General features: G+C 65.3%; 14 protein-coding genes. 8 read left to right on the top strand and 6 right to left on the bottom strand.

Going from position 1 to position 16,921, the window contains the following annotated elements; translation table 11 throughout:
* Positions 1-63 precede the first annotated feature (63 nt).
* From CVM73_RS01800 to CVM73_RS39930, 3 genes are all read right to left on the bottom strand, one after another.
* The gene (locus CVM73_RS01800; protein ID WP_100230290.1) at positions 64-1,440 is read right to left on the bottom strand and encodes a sensor histidine kinase; all 1,377 of its coding nucleotides are present in this window, start codon (positions 1,438-1,440) and stop codon (positions 64-66) included.
* Positions 1,441-1,546: 106 nt separating this feature from the next.
* Positions 1,547-2,221 (bottom strand): response regulator transcription factor, encoded by a 675-nt coding sequence (locus CVM73_RS01795; protein ID WP_100230289.1) that lies wholly within the window; start codon positions 2,219-2,221, stop codon positions 1,547-1,549.
* Positions 2,222-2,447: 226 nt separating this feature from the next.
* On the bottom strand, positions 2,448-2,603 hold the full coding sequence (locus CVM73_RS39930; RefSeq protein WP_167406553.1) for a hypothetical protein: 156 nt from the start codon (positions 2,601-2,603) through the stop codon (positions 2,448-2,450).
* Between the two features lie 234 nt (positions 2,604-2,837).
* On the opposite strand from CVM73_RS39930, the gene ku reads away from it, so the two are divergent.
* From ku to CVM73_RS41595, 8 genes are all read left to right on the top strand, one after another.
* Positions 2,838-3,809 carry a non-homologous end joining protein Ku gene (gene ku, locus CVM73_RS01790; RefSeq protein ID WP_100230288.1) on the top strand — a complete coding sequence of 324 codons (972 nt, stop codon included), beginning with the start codon at positions 2,838-2,840 and terminating at the stop codon, positions 3,807-3,809.
* Between the two features lie 59 nt (positions 3,810-3,868).
* Positions 3,869-4,105, top strand: coding sequence for a hypothetical protein (locus CVM73_RS01785; RefSeq protein WP_100230287.1), 237 nt, complete (start codon positions 3,869-3,871; stop codon positions 4,103-4,105).
* A 294-nt stretch (positions 4,106-4,399) separates the two neighbouring features.
* Positions 4,400-4,564, top strand: a complete 165-nt coding sequence (locus CVM73_RS01780; RefSeq protein ID WP_100230286.1) for a Flp family type IVb pilin — start codon at positions 4,400-4,402, stop codon at positions 4,562-4,564.
* A 139-nt stretch (positions 4,565-4,703) separates the two neighbouring features.
* Complete coding sequence (locus CVM73_RS01775; RefSeq protein ID WP_100230405.1) at positions 4,704-6,245, top strand: thymidine phosphorylase family protein; 1,542 nt, start codon at positions 4,704-4,706, stop codon at positions 6,243-6,245.
* Positions 6,242-7,162, top strand: coding sequence for a ribose-phosphate pyrophosphokinase (locus CVM73_RS01770; RefSeq protein WP_100230285.1), 921 nt, complete (start codon positions 6,242-6,244; stop codon positions 7,160-7,162). The genes CVM73_RS01775 and CVM73_RS01770 overlap by 4 nt, the downstream gene beginning before the upstream one ends.
* Positions 7,159-8,754, top strand: a complete 1,596-nt coding sequence (locus CVM73_RS01765; protein ID WP_100230284.1) for an MBL fold metallo-hydrolase — start codon at positions 7,159-7,161, stop codon at positions 8,752-8,754. The genes CVM73_RS01770 and CVM73_RS01765 overlap by 4 nt, the downstream gene beginning before the upstream one ends.
* Positions 8,755-9,865: 1,111 nt before the next feature.
* On the top strand, positions 9,866-12,619 hold the full coding sequence (locus tag CVM73_RS01755) for a beta strand repeat-containing protein (RefSeq protein WP_100230282.1): 2,754 nt from the start codon (positions 9,866-9,868) through the stop codon (positions 12,617-12,619).
* 433 nt (positions 12,620-13,052) lie between these two features.
* Complete coding sequence (locus CVM73_RS41595) at positions 13,053-13,244, top strand: hypothetical protein (protein ID WP_347338451.1); 192 nt, start codon at positions 13,053-13,055, stop codon at positions 13,242-13,244.
* A 24-nt stretch (positions 13,245-13,268) separates the two neighbouring features.
* Here the strand turns inward: CVM73_RS41595 and CVM73_RS01745 are convergent, their stop codons facing one another.
* From CVM73_RS01745 to CVM73_RS01735, 3 genes are read right to left on the bottom strand one after another with little or no spacing between them, the layout of a single operon-like run.
* On the bottom strand, positions 13,269-13,913 hold the full coding sequence (locus CVM73_RS01745; RefSeq protein ID WP_100230403.1) for a hypothetical protein: 645 nt from the start codon (positions 13,911-13,913) through the stop codon (positions 13,269-13,271).
* An 8-nt stretch (positions 13,914-13,921) separates the two neighbouring features.
* On the bottom strand, positions 13,922-16,177 hold the full coding sequence (locus CVM73_RS01740) for a xanthine dehydrogenase family protein molybdopterin-binding subunit (RefSeq protein ID WP_100230281.1): 2,256 nt from the start codon (positions 16,175-16,177) through the stop codon (positions 13,922-13,924).
* Between the two features lies 1 nt (position 16,178).
* Positions 16,179-16,643: a (2Fe-2S)-binding protein gene (locus tag CVM73_RS01735; RefSeq protein WP_167406552.1), complete on the bottom strand. Its 465-nt coding sequence runs from the start codon at positions 16,641-16,643 to the stop codon at positions 16,179-16,181.
* Positions 16,644-16,921 lie beyond the last annotated feature (278 nt).

Here is a 16,921-nt window from a genome sequence, read left to right as displayed (position 1 = left end):
GAATGCCCCCGGCTTCCTCCAGAGGGGAATCGATGAGGACGAAAAACCACATCGAAACAAGGGCTAAAGTCCCGGAAGGACCAATTCGGCTCGCAGGCCGCCGGTCGGCGCAGCGCCGAGCGAAAGGCTGCCGCCATAGAGCGCGGCGAGATCGGTCACGATGGACAGGCCGAGGCCCGATCCGGGTTTGGACTCGTCCAGCCGCTGGCCGCGCCGGGAGACCTGGGCACGCTCGGCCTCCGACAGGCCGCGGCCATCGTCGTCGACGATGATCCGCAAGCGCGGGCCGGCGCCGGCTTGGTGCGGTGTCTCGACCAGAACCTCGATGAAGACGCGCGAGGCCGCCCATTTGCAGGCATTGTCGACGAGATTGCCGACCATCTCCTCCAGATCCTGCCGCTCGCCCCGGAACTTTGCGGATGGATCGGCCTTGGCCTCGACCATGATGCCGCGGTCGCGATGGATCTTCTCCATGGTCCGCCGCAGCGCCTCGATGGCAGGCGCCACCTCCGTCACGGTCGCGACCACCGAGACCCGCGCCGCAATGCGCGCACGCTCCAGATGATGGGCAACCTGGTCACGCATCACGTCCGCCTGCTCCATCACCTTTTCCGCGAACGGATCGGCCGGGTGCGCGCCGGCCTCGTTGACGATGACCGAGAGCGGCGTCTTGATCGCGTGGGCGAGATTGCCGACATGGGTGCGCGCGCGCTCGACGATCTCGCGATTGGCGTCGATCAGCGCGTTGGTCTCGCGCGCCAGCGGCGCGATCTCGACCGGGAATTCGCCCTCGAGCCGTTCCGCCCGCCCGGAGCGGATGTCGGCGATCGATTCAGAGATGCGCTTGAGCGGGGCAAGGCCGAAGCGGACCTGGAACACAGTCGTCAGCAGCAGCACGATGCCGAGCGCGGTGAAGGTGCCGCCGAGATAGTAGTCGAAGCTCCGCGTCTCGTCGAAGATCTCGGTGTCGTCCCCGGCGACGCTGACCAGAAATTTGCCGTCGGCGCCGAGATCGACCGGCCGTTCCACCATGCGCAGATTCTGCCCTTCCGGGCCGTCGACATAAGCGAGGCGGATGCCGGCGGCGGTGAGCTCGGCGCCCTGCTCCTCCAGCTTCGGCAGCTTCTTGTCCCAGAGCGAGCGCGAGGAGCGCACCTCCGGCTTCTCGGTGTCGGTCCGGGTGATCTGCCAGTACCAGCCGGACAGCGGCAGCTCGAACAGGGGCTCGCCAAGCGACTGGAACTGGCGGTCCGGCGGCTCGTCGGGGGTCGCGACCTCGGCGATCAGGGTGCGCAGATAGAGATTGAGCCGGCGATCGAACGCGCGCTCGGTGGCGTTCTTGTAGACCGACGACAGCACCACGCCGGTGATGGCCAGGATCACCACGAGCCAGGCGGTCGCCGACAAGAACAGTCGGTTCGCAAGCGAGCTAGCGGCCATCGGAACGGTCCCGGCAGGGGCTGGAAGTCAGGTCGTCGGACGTCATGGACCGACCAAGGCCCGTGTCAGGGCGGTCGTCAAGCCCGGACCGCTCGAAGTCGAGGCTTCAAGCGCCCGGCGCAGGCGGCGGCGTCAGGAGATAGCCGAGGCCGCGGACGGTCTGGATGATGTCGACATCGAGCTTCTTGCGGATGCGGCCGACAAAGACCTCGATGGTGTTGGAGTCGCGGTCGAAATCCTGGTCGTAGAGATGCTCGACCAGCTCGGTGCGCGAGACCACCCGCCCGGAATGGTGCATCAGATAGGCCAGAAGCCGATATTCGTGCGAGGTCATCTTGACGGGATTGCCTGACACGCTGACCCGCCCGGTCCGGGTGTCGAGCGTGACGGGACCGCAGCTGAGCTCGCTCTGGGCATGGCCGGTCGCGCGGCGCAGCAGCGCGCGGATGCGCGCCAGCACCTCCTCCAGGTGGAACGGCTTTGCGACATAGTCGTCGGCGCCGGCATCGAAGCCCTGCACCTTGTCGCTCCAGCGGTCGCGCGCGGTAAGGATCAGGACCGGCATGGTGCGGCCGTTGCGGCGCCAGGCCTCCAGCACGGAGATGCCGTCCTTCTTCGGCAGGCCGATGTCGAGCACCACGGCGTCATAGGGCTCGTTGTCGCCGAGATAATGCCCCTCCTCCCCGTCGAAGGCCCGATCGACGACATAGCCGGCGTCGGTCAGCGCCTTGGTGAGCTGGCGATTGAGATCGGGGTCGTCCTCAACAACGAGCAGGCGCACGCTTCTCTCCAGAAATAGACCGCATGAACACCGCTCCAGATGAGCAATTCCGGCGTGAACTGAATATGAACGCCGGGAACCGGCCGCGTTACTTTTTGGTCATATACGATTTCTCATACGATTTCTCATGCACTGATGCGAGTGCGCCCGCCGCGCAGCCGGACGAGCCGACGGCATGGCGGGCGCAAAGCGGCCCGTTACGCGGCGGGCCGGCCGGTTCGGGCCGTCAGGTTCGGAAGAACACGAACCAGACGACGGCAAGGATCAGGATCGCAAGCCCGGTCGAGATGGCGAGAAGCGCCGCCACCGAAGGCCCGGGTTCGCCTTGGCGCGCCTCGGTCGGAGTTTCCACGATCTGATGCTGCTCTCGCGTGGTTGCCATGATGCCCTCAATCTCTGGACGTCGCCCTTGATAGCCGCGACCTCCTCGCAGCCGATGTCCTGAGCCAACGCGTGATGGGATACGATGTTCCGGCTTTTGCGCTCTGATCAGGCAGCAACCAAGGGCCCCGCGTCCGGTTAACGCAGTTGCAAGATTCAGCAGCCCGCCTTGCTATGATTCGTTGTTCCCCAATGGTATCCTGATCGTCTGTCCCCGTTGCGTTTGGAGTAGCCCATGGCCCCCCGCGCCAATTGGAAGGGTTTTCTGCGTCTGTCGCTCGTGACCTGCCCGGTCGCGCTCTATCCGGCCACTTCGGATACCGAGAAGGTCTCGTTCAACCAGATCAACCGCAAGACCGGCCACCGCATCAAGTACCTCAAGGTCGATGCCGAGACCGGCGACGAGGTGACCTCCGAGGACATCGTCAAGGGCTACAAGGTCGACACTGACACCTATATCGAGGTCACCAAGGACGAGCTGGACGACATCGCGCTCGACTCCACCCACACGATCGAGATCGACGAGTTCGTGCCCAAGACCGACATCGACAACCGCTATCTGATCCGCCCCTATTATCTCGTGCCGGACGGCAAGGTCGGCCACGACGCCTACGCCGTGATCCGCGAGACCATCCGCAGCATGGACAAGGTCGCGATCGGCCGCGTGGTGCTGACCAACCGCGAGCACATCATCGCGCTGGAGCCGCTCGAGAGCGGGCTGATGGGCACGCTGCTGCGCTACCCCTACGAGGTCCGCAGCGAAACGGAATATTTCGACGACATCCAGGACGTGAAGCTCACCAAGGACATGCTCGACCTCGCCAAGCATATCGTCGAGAAGAAGTCCGGTGCGTTCGAGCCCGAGCTGTTCGAGGATCATTACGAGACCGCTCTGATCGATCTCATCAACAAGAAGCGCAGCGGCATGCCGATCACTGCGAAGGCCGCACCGAAGACGGGCGGCAACGTCATCAACCTGATGGACGCGCTGAAGAAGAGCCTCGCGAGCGAGAAGGAAGCGGCACCTGCGGCGAAGGTCGCCAGGGAGACCGCCAAGGGCAAGAAGCCGAAGAAGCGCGTCGAGGGCCAGCGCGAGATGCTGCTGCCGATATCGGGCAAGGGCGGCAAGGACGCCGCGGCAAAGACCGCCCCCAAGGAGGCCACGAAGAAGGCCGACAAGCCGGTACGGGCGAAGAAAGCCGGCTAGCAGCATCACACCCCGCGATCGCGCCGTGATGCCTCTCCCCGCCGGTCGGCCGGCCTGACATGCCCTGGTCGACGGCGTTCGACGATCCCGTTCGCGTGAGCAACAAGCGCAAGCTGCTCACGCTTCAAGATGCTGCGGACTACATCATGCAGCTGCCCGACGACGCCCAACACGAGGCGCATTGGCAGACCGCCATCGAGACTTTGATCAATGCGGCCGAGACGGGCGGCGGCTGGGTGATGTTCGCCCGCATCGCCATGTTGCGGGCGCTGAATGCGGACGGAGGGCGCGGATGAGCGCGAATGAGGGTCCTCCCCCCGACCCATTGACGAACAGGCTCAACAATCGGTTAAGCGCCGCACGATCACGCCTTGGCGGGCACTGCGGCCGGGCTGCCCGCCCCCTGGGGCTGCCGATTTGACTCCATTTGGACGGACCGGCGGAACCTTAATTTAATGAATGCCGTCGTATGAGCGAAGGCGCGATCGCCCGGGCTTAATTCTTTTGGCGCGCACGAACACTTATTCGATCGATTTGCAAGTCCGATAACGACGCGACCATCCATCGGATCGGATGAACAGGAGTTGGCAATGCGTCTGCTTGAGTCCTTCCTTGCCGATGAGAATGGCGCAACCGCAATCGAGTATGGCCTGATCGCCGCCGGGATCGCTCTCGCAATCGTGACCATCGTGAACAGCACGGGCGGCGCGCTGCTCAACAACAAGTTCAATTCGATCAGCTCGGCGATGAAGTAACGACCGGCCTTGGCTTGCGCGGCGGCGCGCCGCACGCCTCGCCCGTGTCTCCCAGATGTCCGGACCATGATCTGGGTCAACAGCATCGGGACTGCGACGTCTAAGCATGGAGGTCCAACTCCTTGCTGCCGGCCTGTCCATGCATCCAGACCTTCCGCACTCCCAACTGAAGATCCGCCGCGTTCGTCTCGATACCGGCCGTGAGAACGTCGTCGTCGTCTCCAGGCACTCCAAGGCGCTGCGCGCGGAGATCTTCCGCGGCTTCAGCCGCGTCGAGCTTCGTCAGGGCGGCAAGGTTCTGCTGGCGACCTTGCTGATCACGGACGACGATACGCTGGCGTCTCCTGACGAGATCGGACTTTCCGAACCTGCGTTCCGGCGCTTCGCGGAAGCCGTCGGCACGCTGGTCACGGTCAGGCCCGCCCCGCCTCCGGAGAGCCTGGAAGCGGTGCGTGCGAAGATCCGCGGGCGAATCTTGAGCCAGGCCGAGATCGGCGCGATCATCAGCGACCTTGCACATTATCGCTACTCCGACATGGAGATCGCCGCCTTCCTGATCGGGTCGGCGAGCTTCATCACCAGCGACGAGCTTCTCGCCCTCACGGGGGCCATGGCGCAGGCCGGCACGCAATTGGTCTGGCCGGCCCCGGTCGTCGTCGACAAGCATTGCATCGGGGGCATCCCCGGCAACCGCACCTCGATGGTCGTAGTGCCGATCGTCGCCGCCCATGGCCTGCCGATCCCGAAAACCTCCTCGCGCGCCATCACCTCGCCCGCCGGCACCGCCGACACGATGGAGGTGCTGGCGCGGGTGAATATCGGCGTCGAGGAGATGAAGGCGATCGTCTCCTCCTGCAACGGCTGCCTGATCTGGGGCGGGCACGTGAATCTGTCGCCGGCCGATGACGTCCTGATCTCGGTCGGGCGCCCCCTGAGCCTCGACACCCGCGAGCAGATGGTCGCCTCCATCATGTCCAAGAAGATCGCGGCAGGCTCGACCCATCTCTTGATCGACATTCCGGTCGGACCGACCGCGAAGGTCACCGGCGGCGTCGAGGCGATGCGGCTGCGAAAGCTGTTCGAATTCGTCGGCGACCGCTTCGGCCGCTCGGTTGAGGTGATCACGACCGACGGAAGCCAGCCGATCGGCAACGGCATCGGGCCGATGCTCGAAGCCAACGACGTCATGGCGGTGCTCGGCAACGAGCCGGCGGCGCCGCGTGATCTGCGCGAGAAGTCGCTCCGGCTCGCCGCCCATCTCCTGGAATACGATCCCAAGCTGCGCGGCGGCGCCGGCTATGCCCGGGCGCGCGAACTGCTCGACAGCGGCGCGGCGCTGAAGCAGATGCAGAAGATCATCGATGCACAGGGTCCCTCGACATGCAGCAACGGGCTCGGACCGCTCAGCTTCGACGTCAAGGCGGCGCATGACGGCATCGTGTCCGCGATCGACTGCCTGCGCCTCAACCGCCTCGCCCGCACCGCTGGCGCGCCGCTCGACAAGGGCGCCGGCATCCGCCTGTTCAAGAAGATCGGCGACCGCGTCGAGCAGGGCGAGCCACTCTATCGTGTCTACACGTTCGACCGCCCCGAGCATGATCTGGTTGCCGCCGCTGCTGCCGAAGAGACCGGCTACCTCGTCAACGGTCACGAGGCGCCGCAAGCCAAGACGGCGCCGTGAGCACCGTCGCGCTCCAGACATTGCCGTGCGGCGCCGATGCGGCGAAGCGCCTCGCAACGCGGCTTGGGCTTGCCTGCGGCGAGATCGCCGTGCATCGCTTTCCGGACGCCGAACTGCGCGTCGCAGTCGCGCCGGCGACCGACACCACGATTCTCTATGCCTCGCTCGATCAACCCAACGACAAGCTGATCACCCTGCTCTTCGCTGCGGAGGCCCTGCGACGCAACGGCGCGAAGCGGCTGGTCCTGGTCGCGCCCTATCTCTGCTACATGCGGCAGGATGCTGCGTTTCATGCGGGCGAGGCCATCAGCCAGCGCGCCATCGGCAATCTGCTTGCTGCGACCGTGGACCGCGTCGTCACCGTGGATGCGCACTTGCATCGCACCCCGGACATCAGGTCCGTCTTTCCGGCTATCGAAGCAGAAAACCTGTCCGCCATGCCGGCGATCGCGAACGCGCTGGCGACGGGCGGCATCGATCCAGCGACCGTCGTGATCGGGCCCGACATGGAGTCCGAGCCCTGGGTGGACGATGTCGCTGGCCGATTGCGATTGCAGCACACGACGGCGCGGAAGACGCGGCACGGTGATCGTTCCGTGGCGATCAGCTTTGCCGACCCGGGCCTGCTCGCCGGACGGCCGGCGCTCCTGGTAGACGACATCGTCTCCTCCGGGACGACGCTGATCGCCGCGGCGAAGGCCCTGACGGCGATGGGCGCGACCGCCGTCGATGCGGTCGTGACGCACGCGCTGTTTCCACCCGCGATGATCGCTGCCTTCACCGAGGCCGGCATCCGGTCGATTCGTTCGACCGACAGCGTGCCGCATCCGACCAATGCGATTTTGCTCGACGAGATTCTCGCGCCCGCCTTGCGGCGCGAACTGCCGACGACACAGCTTCCGGAGACGACGACATGAGCATCACCGTACGATTTTGCGGTGCCGCCCGCACCGTGACGGGTTCGAGCTATCTGTTCCAGACCGCGACGGGCCGCCTTCTGGTCGATTGTGGCCTGTTTCAGGGCCAGAAGACGCTGAAGGAGCTCAACTACGGCGCCTTTCCGTTTCGCCCTGCCGATATCGATGCCGTGCTGCTCACGCATGCTCACATCGATCACAGCGGTCTGTTGCCGAAACTCGTTCGCGCGGGATTCGAAGGACCGATCCTGGCGACGCGCGGCACGATCGACCTCTGCTCCTACATGCTGCCCGACGCCGGCAGCATCCAGGAATCCGAAGTCACCCAGCTCAACCGGCGTAACGCCTCGCGCGGGCGCAAGCAGGTAGCGCCGATCTACACGCAGGCCGATGCGATCGCATCGCTGCAGTCGTTTCGCGCCGTCGATTATGAATGCTGGACCGACGTGATCCCGGGCGTCCGCACGCGCTACTGGAACGCCGGCCATTTGCTCGGCTCCGCCTCGATCGAGCTCGAAATCGCCGAGCAAGGTTCGATGCGCCCGCTGCGCGTGCTCATCTCCGGCGACGTCGGACCGGAGGCCAAGCTGCTCCAACCCGATCCCGAAGCGCCGACCGATTTCGATTACGTCATCTCGGAATCGACCTATGGTGACCGCCTGCGCGAGGCCACGACACCTCCGCTCCGCCGCAAGCACCTCGCGGCCGAGGTGCGCGAAGCCGCGGCGGCCGGCGGCGCACTGCTGCTGCCCGCCTTCGCGGTCGAACGCACCCAGGAGCTGATCGTCGACCTCGTCGACCTCATGGAGCACGGCGAGATTCCGACGGCCCCGATCTTCCTGGATTCGCCGCTCGCGATCCGCGCGACCGAAGTTTTCCGCCGGCATGCCGAGAGCCTCGACCCATCCGTCGATGCTACGCGCCTGCTCAACTCGCCACATCTCAAATTCACCGAAACCGCGGACGAGAGCAAGGCAATCATGCGTCTGTCCGGATTCCACATCATCATCGCCGCGAGCGGCATGTGCGACGCCGGCCGCATCCGCCATCACCTGAAGCGCTGGCTGTGGAACGAGCGCGCGACCGTGCTTCTCGCCGGCTTCCAGGCCAACGGCACGCTCGGCCGTTTCCTCCAGGATGGGGCCAAGGCCGTGCGGATCCAGGGCGACGAGATCAAGGTCGCGGCGCGCATCCGCATGATCGACGAATATTCGGGCCATGCCGACGGCGCCGGCATGGCCAGCTGGATCGCGGCGCGCCGTCCCATCGCCCGCGGTCTGTTCCTGGTCCACGGCGAGGAAGGGGCGATCGCCGGGCTGGCCGAGCGCGTGGCCGAACGCATCATTCCCGCGGCCAAGATCTACCAGCCGATGCTGGACGATATCTATGAGCTCGCCGCACCCGAACCGCGCGTGCTCGACGCGGATCGCCGCCGGCGCCTCGCGCCGGAGGCCGTGACCCGTCTCGACTGGCACAACGAGATGTCCGAGCTCATGCTCGACATCAACGATCGTGTCGCAGCCGCCGCCGACGACCGCGCCCGCGGCGTCATCATCCGAAGGCTGCGGCGGGCATTGGAAGAGAACGCATAGCGAGAGATCGGTCGCAGCGAACTCATCATCAGCGACAGTACGCCCAGTATGGTGTCCCGGACGCGCTGCAACGTCCTTCACGTTGCGGCGCAGAGCCGGGACCCATATTCCGGCCGACGCGCCCTGCGATATGGGCCCCGGCTCAGCAGCGCACCGTCGAAGAGGACGTTGCGCTGCGTCCGGGGCACGGACATCTCTATTCAATTTTTGGGACAGCAGACATACCATCGCGTTCTCGCGGCGTATCTTGCCCGAGCTTTGCTGTCTTCTTCCGCCCTTATCTGAAGCAAGGGCGCAGGGAAGGCCGGGCGCCGGCTGGCACCCGAAGTCCCGCGTGTGCTAACGAAGCGCGCACGGGGTGGACGACAGGTGAGCCGGACGCCCGGCCTTCCCTGCGCGGTGGTTTGAACGGTGTCCTTCGTGCTCCCCGGGGAGCGATGCACTATTGCCCCCGTCGCCTTGCAGATGATTGATGCGCGCGCCGGTTGGCCGCCACATCACCGCAAGCCTTGACGCACAGACCCCGGGCGTCGGGACCACACGACTTCTCCGTCCGCGCACATCCTCATCCGCATTCCCGACGGCTGGCGTGCGCTCACCATCGGGACCGAACAAGGACACTGTCAGCGCCGTGTCGTACCGCGTCTGTCGCTGCTCACGGTTTCCCGCCCTGCAGCCAACATCGCGCGCCGACGCCGTCGCGGCCACCGCATCCCGGCCCGCGTCTCGTGACGATCGCGAAACGCCCCTTGTGGCGGGCGGGATGTTTCGGCTTGTACGGCAAAACCGAACTTCTGTAAATTCGAATATTTTTGCAGACGGCTCTCGACCCAGCGCTGGCGTGTTTTGCCCGTCGGACAACACAACGGGTTGTCGGTGGCATCGGCCGAGCTGCCGCGAAACACGACTGCGTGAACTGCCGTTTCGCGGCCGCCTTCCCGAAAATCAAGCTGTTCTCAAGAAAAACAGGAGCCCCTCGGAAGATATCCGCCAAGCCAGCAGTAGCTTCTCGGCCTACAGACGAGATCGTCTGCCGTTCGCCTCGGCATCGCGAAAAGCGTCACGATACCGCCGCACGGCCTATTTCGATCACGTAGAGCGAGAAGCGCACATGGCTGTCACAGCAAGTTTTTCCGCCGGAATTCTCACCGTCTTTGGCAACGGCTCGAACAACACGATCGCGTTGGGCCGCAATGCGGCCGGGACGATTGTCGTCAACGGCGGCGCCGTCGCGATCAAGGGCGGACCGGCGACGGTGGCCAACACCAAATTGATCCAGGCCTTCGGCCAGGACGGCAACGACATCATCACGATCGACGAGAGCAACGGCGCGATGCCGGCTGCGAATCTGTTCGGCGGCGCCGGCAACGATACGCTGACCGGCGGGTCCGGCGGCGACATGCTGTTCGGCCAGTCCGGCCATGACACGCTGCTCGGCAAGGGCGGCAATGACTTGCTGTTCGGTGGCGCCGGCAACGACGTGTTGATCGGCGGTGACGGCAACGATCAGATGTTCGGCGAAGCCGGCAACGACCGCATGATCTGGAACCCGGGCGACGACAGCGACCTGATGGAGGGCGGCGAAGGCATCGATACCGCCGAGGTGAACGGCGGCAACGGCGGCGAGACCTTCACCATCACGGCCAATGGCACGCGCGTGCGCTTCGACCGCGTCGACCCGGCGCCATTCTCGCTGGACATCGGCACCACCGAAGACCTCGTGGTCAACGCCAATGGCGGCGACGACATCATCACCGCGACCGGCAATCTCGCCGCGCTCATCAAGCTGACGATCGACGGCGGGGCCGGCAACGACACGATCCGTGGCGGCAATGGCGCCGACCGCCTGCTGGGCGGCGACGGCAACGACTTCATCGACGGCAACCAGGGCAACGACACCGCCCTGCTGGGCGCCGGTAACGACACCTTTCAGTGGGACCCCGGCGACGGCAGCGACAAGGTCGACGGACAGGCCGGAACCGACACCCTGCTGTTCAACGGCTCGAACATCGGCGAGGAGATCGACCTTTCCGCTGCCAATGGCGGACGCGCGCTGCTCACCCGCAACGTCGGCAACATCACGATGGACCTCGACGGCATCGAGACCATCACCATCAACGCGCAGGGCGGCAGCGACAACATCGTCGTCAACAACCTGGCTGCAACCGATGTCAGGCAGGTCAATGTCGATCTCGGATCGGCCGGGACCGGCGACGGTGCGGCCGATACGGTGACGCTCGAGGGCACGCGCTACGCCGATACGATCCAGGTGTCCGGCTCGGGCACGTCGGTTTCGGTCGCAGGATTGCCCGCCGCTGTCGCCATCACCAATGCGGAAGGCGCGAACGACGCCCTCGTTATCGAAGGCCTCGGCGGCAACGACACGATCTCGGCGGCCGCGCTTGCCGCCGGGATCGTGCACCTGACGATCGACGGCGGCGCCGGCAACGATACGATCCTCGGCAGCGCCGGCAGCGACACCCTGATCGGCGGCGACGGCAATGATTTCATCGACGGCAACCAGGGCAACGACGTCGCCCTGCTGGGCGCCGGCAACGATATCTTCCAGTGGAATCCGGGCGACGGCAGCGACACCATCGAGGGCGGCACGGGCGTCGACACGCTGCGGTTCTTCGGCGCCAACATTGCCGAGACCATGGCCGTTGTGGCGAACGGCGACCGCGCGCTACTGACGCGCGACGTCGCCAACATCACGATGGACCTGCACGGGGTCGAGCACGTCGATATCCACGCGTTGGGCAGCACCGACCATATCGCGGTAGGCGATCTGAGCGGAACCGACGTGACGCGGGTGAACATTGACCTCGGCGGTTCAACCGGAACGCCAGACGGCGCCGTCGATACCGTCTCGGTCGATGCCACCCAGGGCGCCGACACGTTCGGTGTCAGCGGCAATGCCGGCGGCGTGACCGTGTTCGGCCTGCATGCGGCGACCCACCTGACCTCCATGGACGCCACCGATCAGCTCACGCTCAACGGCCTCGCCGGCGACGACGTTATCGACGCGAGCGGGCTCGCTGCCGGCGTGCTGCAGCTGACGGTCAACGGAGGAATCGGCAACGACACCATCCGCGGCAGCCAGGGCGACGACCTCATCAACGGCGGCGACGGCAACGACGTCGCGCTGATGGGCGCGGGCAACGACACCTTCGTCTGGAATCCGGGCGACGACAACGACACGGTCGAGGGTCAGGGCGGCACCGACACCCTGCTGTTCAACGGCGCCAACATCGCCGAAACCATCAACATCTTCGCGAACGGCGCGCGCGCCGAGCTGTCGCGGGACGTCGCCTCGGTCACGATGGACACGGGCGGCGTCGAGACGATCGCGTTCAACGCCCGCGGCGGCGCCGACAAGATCACTGTCGGTGACATGAGCGGCACCGACATGACGCAGGTGAAGATCGACCTTGGCGGCGTCCCCGGCACCCAAGGTGGCGACGGCGCGGTCGACAACATCACCATCAACGGCACCGGCGGGGACGACGTCATCACGCTGTCGCTCAACGGCAACGGCGCGCTGGTGATCGACGGCCTGGCAAGCCAGGTCGTGATCGATAACTTCGACTTCAACGACACCATCACCATCAACGGCCTCGGCGGCGACGACGTCATCGAAGCGTCAGGCGTCGGTCCCGGCGGGCCGCACCTCGTTTTCGACGGCGGCACCGGCGACGACGTGCTCATCGGCAGTGCCGGCAGCGACACGCTGCTCGGCGGGCTCGGCGACGATGTGCTGATCGGTGGCGGCGGCATCGACGTGCTGGACGGAGGGCCCGGCAACAACATCGTGATCCAGTCGTTGCTCGCCCAGGCAAGCTTCCACGCGGGCACGCTGGTCTGAACCGATGGTCGCGCTTCGCCCCGCGATGGCGCGTTCTGCCTGCCGGGCAAGGCAACCGATCGTAGCCCGGGTGGGGCGGCGCTCCATCCGGGCTATGACGCTTTGACGGCCACGTGAGGCCTGATACTCTGCACCAAGTCGTGGTTCGGCGCGCCATGCGATCAATCGTTGAACCAAAGCTGCCGAGAGGATGCGGATGAGAAGCGTGATGCTCCTGGCTCTCAGCCTCGCGTTTGTCGGCGCCTGGTCGCACCACAGCGCGCGAGGCCAGACTTCGGTCGCGCCGCCGGTTTCCCTTGCTCCGTCCGATGCATCTCCGCCACGCGCGAATGCGAAGAATTCCAATCCCAGGAGCCAGCCCGCACGGGTGTCAGATAGAGCTCCACCGGCGGCGGCCGGCAGGGAGAATTTGACATCCCCGGCTGGGGCGCCGATGCCGAACCCGGCCGCCGACTACGACGGTTTCATCGTAGGCACCTTCGATAACGATGACACCTCGAGCCGGGTGCCGCCTGTGAGGTCGCGCGCCGCAAGGGACAGCCGGTCCAATCCGGATGCAGATGGCCTCGATCAGGAAGATGGGGCGTTGAAGCGAAAGCTGATGATCTGCCAGAACTGCAAATAGGAGATTCGTCGGCCAGCGAACGCATCAATTTGGACAAGGCTGCCCGGCCGCTCCCCACATCGCCATGTCCTTGACGTGATCCTCGAAGGTGCCCGGCGGCGTCGAGCGGCCTGCTCCGGGCGCCCAGCCCCGCGGGATGAAGCCGCTCAAGGATGCATCGTGCCGCAAGTGCTCGACGAGACCGGCGGCGTCGCGGCCGCCGTTGCGCTTGGGATCCTTCAGCTGCGCGCAGATCTCGGTGCCGCTCCTGCCGAACCAGATGAAGGCCACCGGCGCGAGTTGCCAGTCGATGCCGGCGCGCGGCGGCGACGGTGCCGGCTCGTTTGCCTGGGTCGAGGTCATGTGGCAGGTCGAGCAAGGGATCGCTTCCGCGCCGATGCGGCTCTCGCCGCCGTGGATGTTCATGCCATGCGGGCGGGGCTTGGTTTCGCCGGCCGGCGTCCAGATCGGTATGGCCTTGGCATCAACATGGCAGTTGGCACACCGTGGATGGGTCACGACGGCTTCAATCCGCTTCCAGGCCTCCAGCCCCTCCGCCCGGCTGACGCTGCCGGGCGGCAGCACGTCCTTGAAGGTATCCTTGGCGGCCTCGTCCTTGGCCACGACGATCCCCGTGAGAGCGGCCATGGCCGAGCCTGCGAGGACGAGCGCAATCAGAGATCTCTTCACGGCCTGCCTCACACGAAATCGATGAACTTGTTGAAGGGCATTTCACGGATGCGCTTTCCGGTCGCCGCGAAGATCGCGTTCGCAAGCGCAGGCGCGGCGGGCGGCACCGGCGGCTCGCCAACGCCCCTCACCTTCGGATCGTTCTCGAGCCCGCGAACCTCTATGACCGGGCATTGGTAGATCCTCATGGCTTCGTGGTGATTGTAATTGGTCTGCTGCACCGCGCCGTTTGCGTAAGTGAGCTCGCAATTGATGGCGTGGCCGAGTCCCCAGACGACTCCGCCCTGCACCTGGTTCTCGAAATTGACGGGATCGACGACCTTGCCGACATCGACCGCGACCCAGACCTTGTCAATTCTGATACCGCGGTCCGTCGCCGTCACCTCGACGACTTCGGCGGTCGGTGTTCCGAAGGACTCGACGAAGGCGACGCCACGGCCCCGACCGTTGCCGAGCGGTCCCTTCCAGTCCGACATCTCCGCGACGGTCTCCAGCACCTTGCGATAGTGCGGCACGGTGCACATCGCGATGCGCGCCTGCATCGGATCGAGACCCGCCGCATGGATCAGCTCGTCGATGAAGCTTTCGGTGAAGAAGCCTGATGTCGAGGCGCCGACCGAGCGCCACGTGGTGCTCGGCGACAGCCCCTGCGCCTCGTAGCTCGCCGCCCGGAAATTGGGGATGTCGTAGTAGACGTTCCACAGGCCGGCGGCCAATTGCCCATCGGGATCCTTCGAGGGTGTGCCCGAACGCTCGAGCAGCCCCTTGAGCGGAGTCGTCGAGGCCAGTTGCAGATCGGCGGCGAGGATCTTGCCCTTGTCGATGCTGCCGCGGTGCCGGGCGATCGCAATCTGCCGCGGAATGTCCTGGAGGAAATCCTCCTCGCGCGAGAACACGAGCTTGATCGGCGTGCCCTTCATCTGATTGGCGATCTCGGCGAGAACGCGGACGTTCTCATACTCCAGACGATGGCCGAAACTTCCACCACTCCACTGATTATGGAAGGTGACCTGTTCCGGCTTGAGGCCGATCGCCGTCGCTGCAACCCATTGCACGAATCGGGGACTCTGATGGCCAACCCAGATTTCCATCCCCTTGTCGGTGACAAGGCCGATCCCGTTCAGCGGCTCGAGCGGCTGGTGCGCTACATAGGGTGCGCGATATTCGGCCTCGACGAGCTTGCCCGTCTTCAGCCCGGCTTCGATATCGCCGATCTTCCGCCATTCCTTGCCGAGGAATTCTGGCTTGAACGAGGATTCCAGCACCTTCCAATGGTCGGCCTGCTCGGCGGGATAGGCCGAGGGCGCCCACTCGCAAGCGATGGCGTCGACCGCCTTCATGGCGTACCAGCTGTTGGTCGCGATCACCGCGACGCCGTTCTTGATCTCGAGGATCTTCTTGACCCCCGGCATCGCGCGCGCCTTGCCGGCGTCGTATGATTTCAGCGGCTGCCCCTTGTTGGGGTTGAGCTTGACGGAGGCGTAGAGCATGCCGTCCATCTTCATATCGATGCCGAACTTCAACTCGCCCATGACCTTCTCGCGAACGTCGAGGCGCATCATCGGCTTGCCCAGCATGCGCCATTTCGAGGGATCGCGCGGCTTGGCGTCGAGCACCGGCGGAATTTTCGCGGCGTCCGCGGACAGATCGACATAGGCGATCTTGGTTCCGTTGGGCAGGATCACATGGCCCGATTGGGTGCGCAGGTCGGCCATGGCGACGCCCGACCGTTTGGCGGCGGCGGCCTTCAGCGTCTCGCGCGCAACCGCGCCGGCGACACGCAGCTTGTCGTAGGTGTCCGGCAGCGTGCTCGACCCACCGGTCATCTGCAGGCCGGCTTGTCTCAGCCATTCGAGCGTCTTGGCGCGCGCCTCCTCGGCGGCCGGGCTTTGGTCCGCGGCCACGAACGGCGCGAACTCGTCGGCAAAGCCGGTGTTGAAATAGGCGGGACTGGGACCGGCGAAGCGGATTTCGAACTGGCCGGGATCGAGGTCCATCTCCTCGGCGATCATGATCGGCTGCACCGAGCCGACGCCCTGGCCGATGTCGGCGTGCTGCGCGATCAGCGTGATCTTGTCCGGGCTGATCTCGACCCAGGGATTGAAGGTCACCGAGTTCGGTCCGAGGCGAGCGGCCAGCGGATTGTCACCGGCGGTGCCGGTGGCCGCTTCTGCACTGCCGTAGGCGCCGAAGGCGATGCCGCCAGCGATTGCGGCGGAGCCAAAGACGAAAGCCCGACGCGAAAGGGTCTGCATGTGGCCCATCTCACTTCTCCGCCATCTTCTTCGCGGCCGCCGCGTGGATCGCCGCACGGATGCGCGGATAGGTGCCACAGCGGCAGAGATTGCCGGACATCACCTGGTTGATCTCGTCGTCCGTCGGATTGGAGATCAGATCGAGAAGCGAGATGGCCTGCATGATCTGGCCGGTCTGACAGTAGCCGCATTGCGGGACCTGATGCTCGATCCAGGCCTGCAAGACCGGATGCTGCTCCTTCTTCTCCAGCCCTTCGAGCGTGACGACCGACTTGCCCGCGACTTCGCCGATATGCGATTGGCAGGACCGCACGGCCATGCCGTCGATCTGGACGGTGCAGGCGCCGCATTGCGCGACCCCGCAGCCGTATTTGGGACTGGTGATGCCGAGCTCGTCGCGCAGCACCCAGAGCAGAGGCATCTCAGCAACGACGTCGACCTGGCGCTTGGTCCCATTGACGGTGAGCTCGATCATGTCGATGTGTCCCTTCGCAATGTCGAGGGCTACCGTGCCTTCGCAGCTTCAAAACTGTCAAACCCAAACCCTGCAACACTGGCGCTGAGTTTCGAATTCGCACGACAAAGATTGCGGGTCTCAGCCGGGGCAGGCTGCATGTGCGACGCTGCCTGTTGCTTCAGCACCGCATCGCATGACGTGCGCCTTCTCGTCGCGCGACAGTTTGATCACTATCGACCGGGCACTTGCGACCTGCAGACTAGCGATCGCGCGCCTGCATGGCTGACCTACCTGCA

This window comes from Bradyrhizobium forestalis, from assembly GCF_002795245.1.
Classification (GTDB): Bacteria; Pseudomonadota; Alphaproteobacteria; order Rhizobiales; family Xanthobacteraceae; genus Bradyrhizobium; species Bradyrhizobium forestalis.
Note: the sequence above shows the minus strand (reverse complement) of the source record. Positions and strands in the feature narration are given on the sequence as shown.

Excerpts from the sequence above, each read along its gene's own strand:
- CVM73_RS01780 (WP_100230286.1), top strand. The coding sequence starts at position 4,400 with ATGCGTCTGCTTGAGTCCTTCCTTGCCGATGAGAATGGCGCAACCGCA.
- CVM73_RS01800 (WP_100230290.1), bottom strand. The coding sequence starts at position 1,440 with ATGGCCGCTAGCTCGCTTGCGAACCGACTGTTCTTGTCGGCGACCGCC.
- ku (WP_100230288.1), top strand. The coding sequence starts at position 2,838 with ATGGCCCCCCGCGCCAATTGGAAGGGTTTTCTGCGTCTGTCGCTCGTG.
- CVM73_RS01765 (WP_100230284.1), top strand. The coding sequence starts at position 7,159 with ATGAGCATCACCGTACGATTTTGCGGTGCCGCCCGCACCGTGACGGGT.
- CVM73_RS01775 (WP_100230405.1), top strand. The coding sequence starts at position 4,704 with ATGCATCCAGACCTTCCGCACTCCCAACTGAAGATCCGCCGCGTTCGT.
- CVM73_RS01740 (WP_100230281.1), bottom strand. The coding sequence starts at position 16,177 with ATGGGCCACATGCAGACCCTTTCGCGTCGGGCTTTCGTCTTTGGCTCC.
- CVM73_RS41595 (WP_347338451.1), top strand. The coding sequence starts at position 13,053 with ATGCCGAACCCGGCCGCCGACTACGACGGTTTCATCGTAGGCACCTTC.
- CVM73_RS01735 (WP_167406552.1), bottom strand. The coding sequence starts at position 16,643 with ATGATCGAGCTCACCGTCAATGGGACCAAGCGCCAGGTCGACGTCGTT.
- CVM73_RS01785 (WP_100230287.1), top strand. The coding sequence starts at position 3,869 with ATGCCCTGGTCGACGGCGTTCGACGATCCCGTTCGCGTGAGCAACAAG.
- CVM73_RS01755 (WP_100230282.1), top strand. The coding sequence starts at position 9,866 with ATGGCTGTCACAGCAAGTTTTTCCGCCGGAATTCTCACCGTCTTTGGC.
- CVM73_RS39930 (WP_167406553.1), bottom strand. The coding sequence starts at position 2,603 with ATGGCAACCACGCGAGAGCAGCATCAGATCGTGGAAACTCCGACCGAG.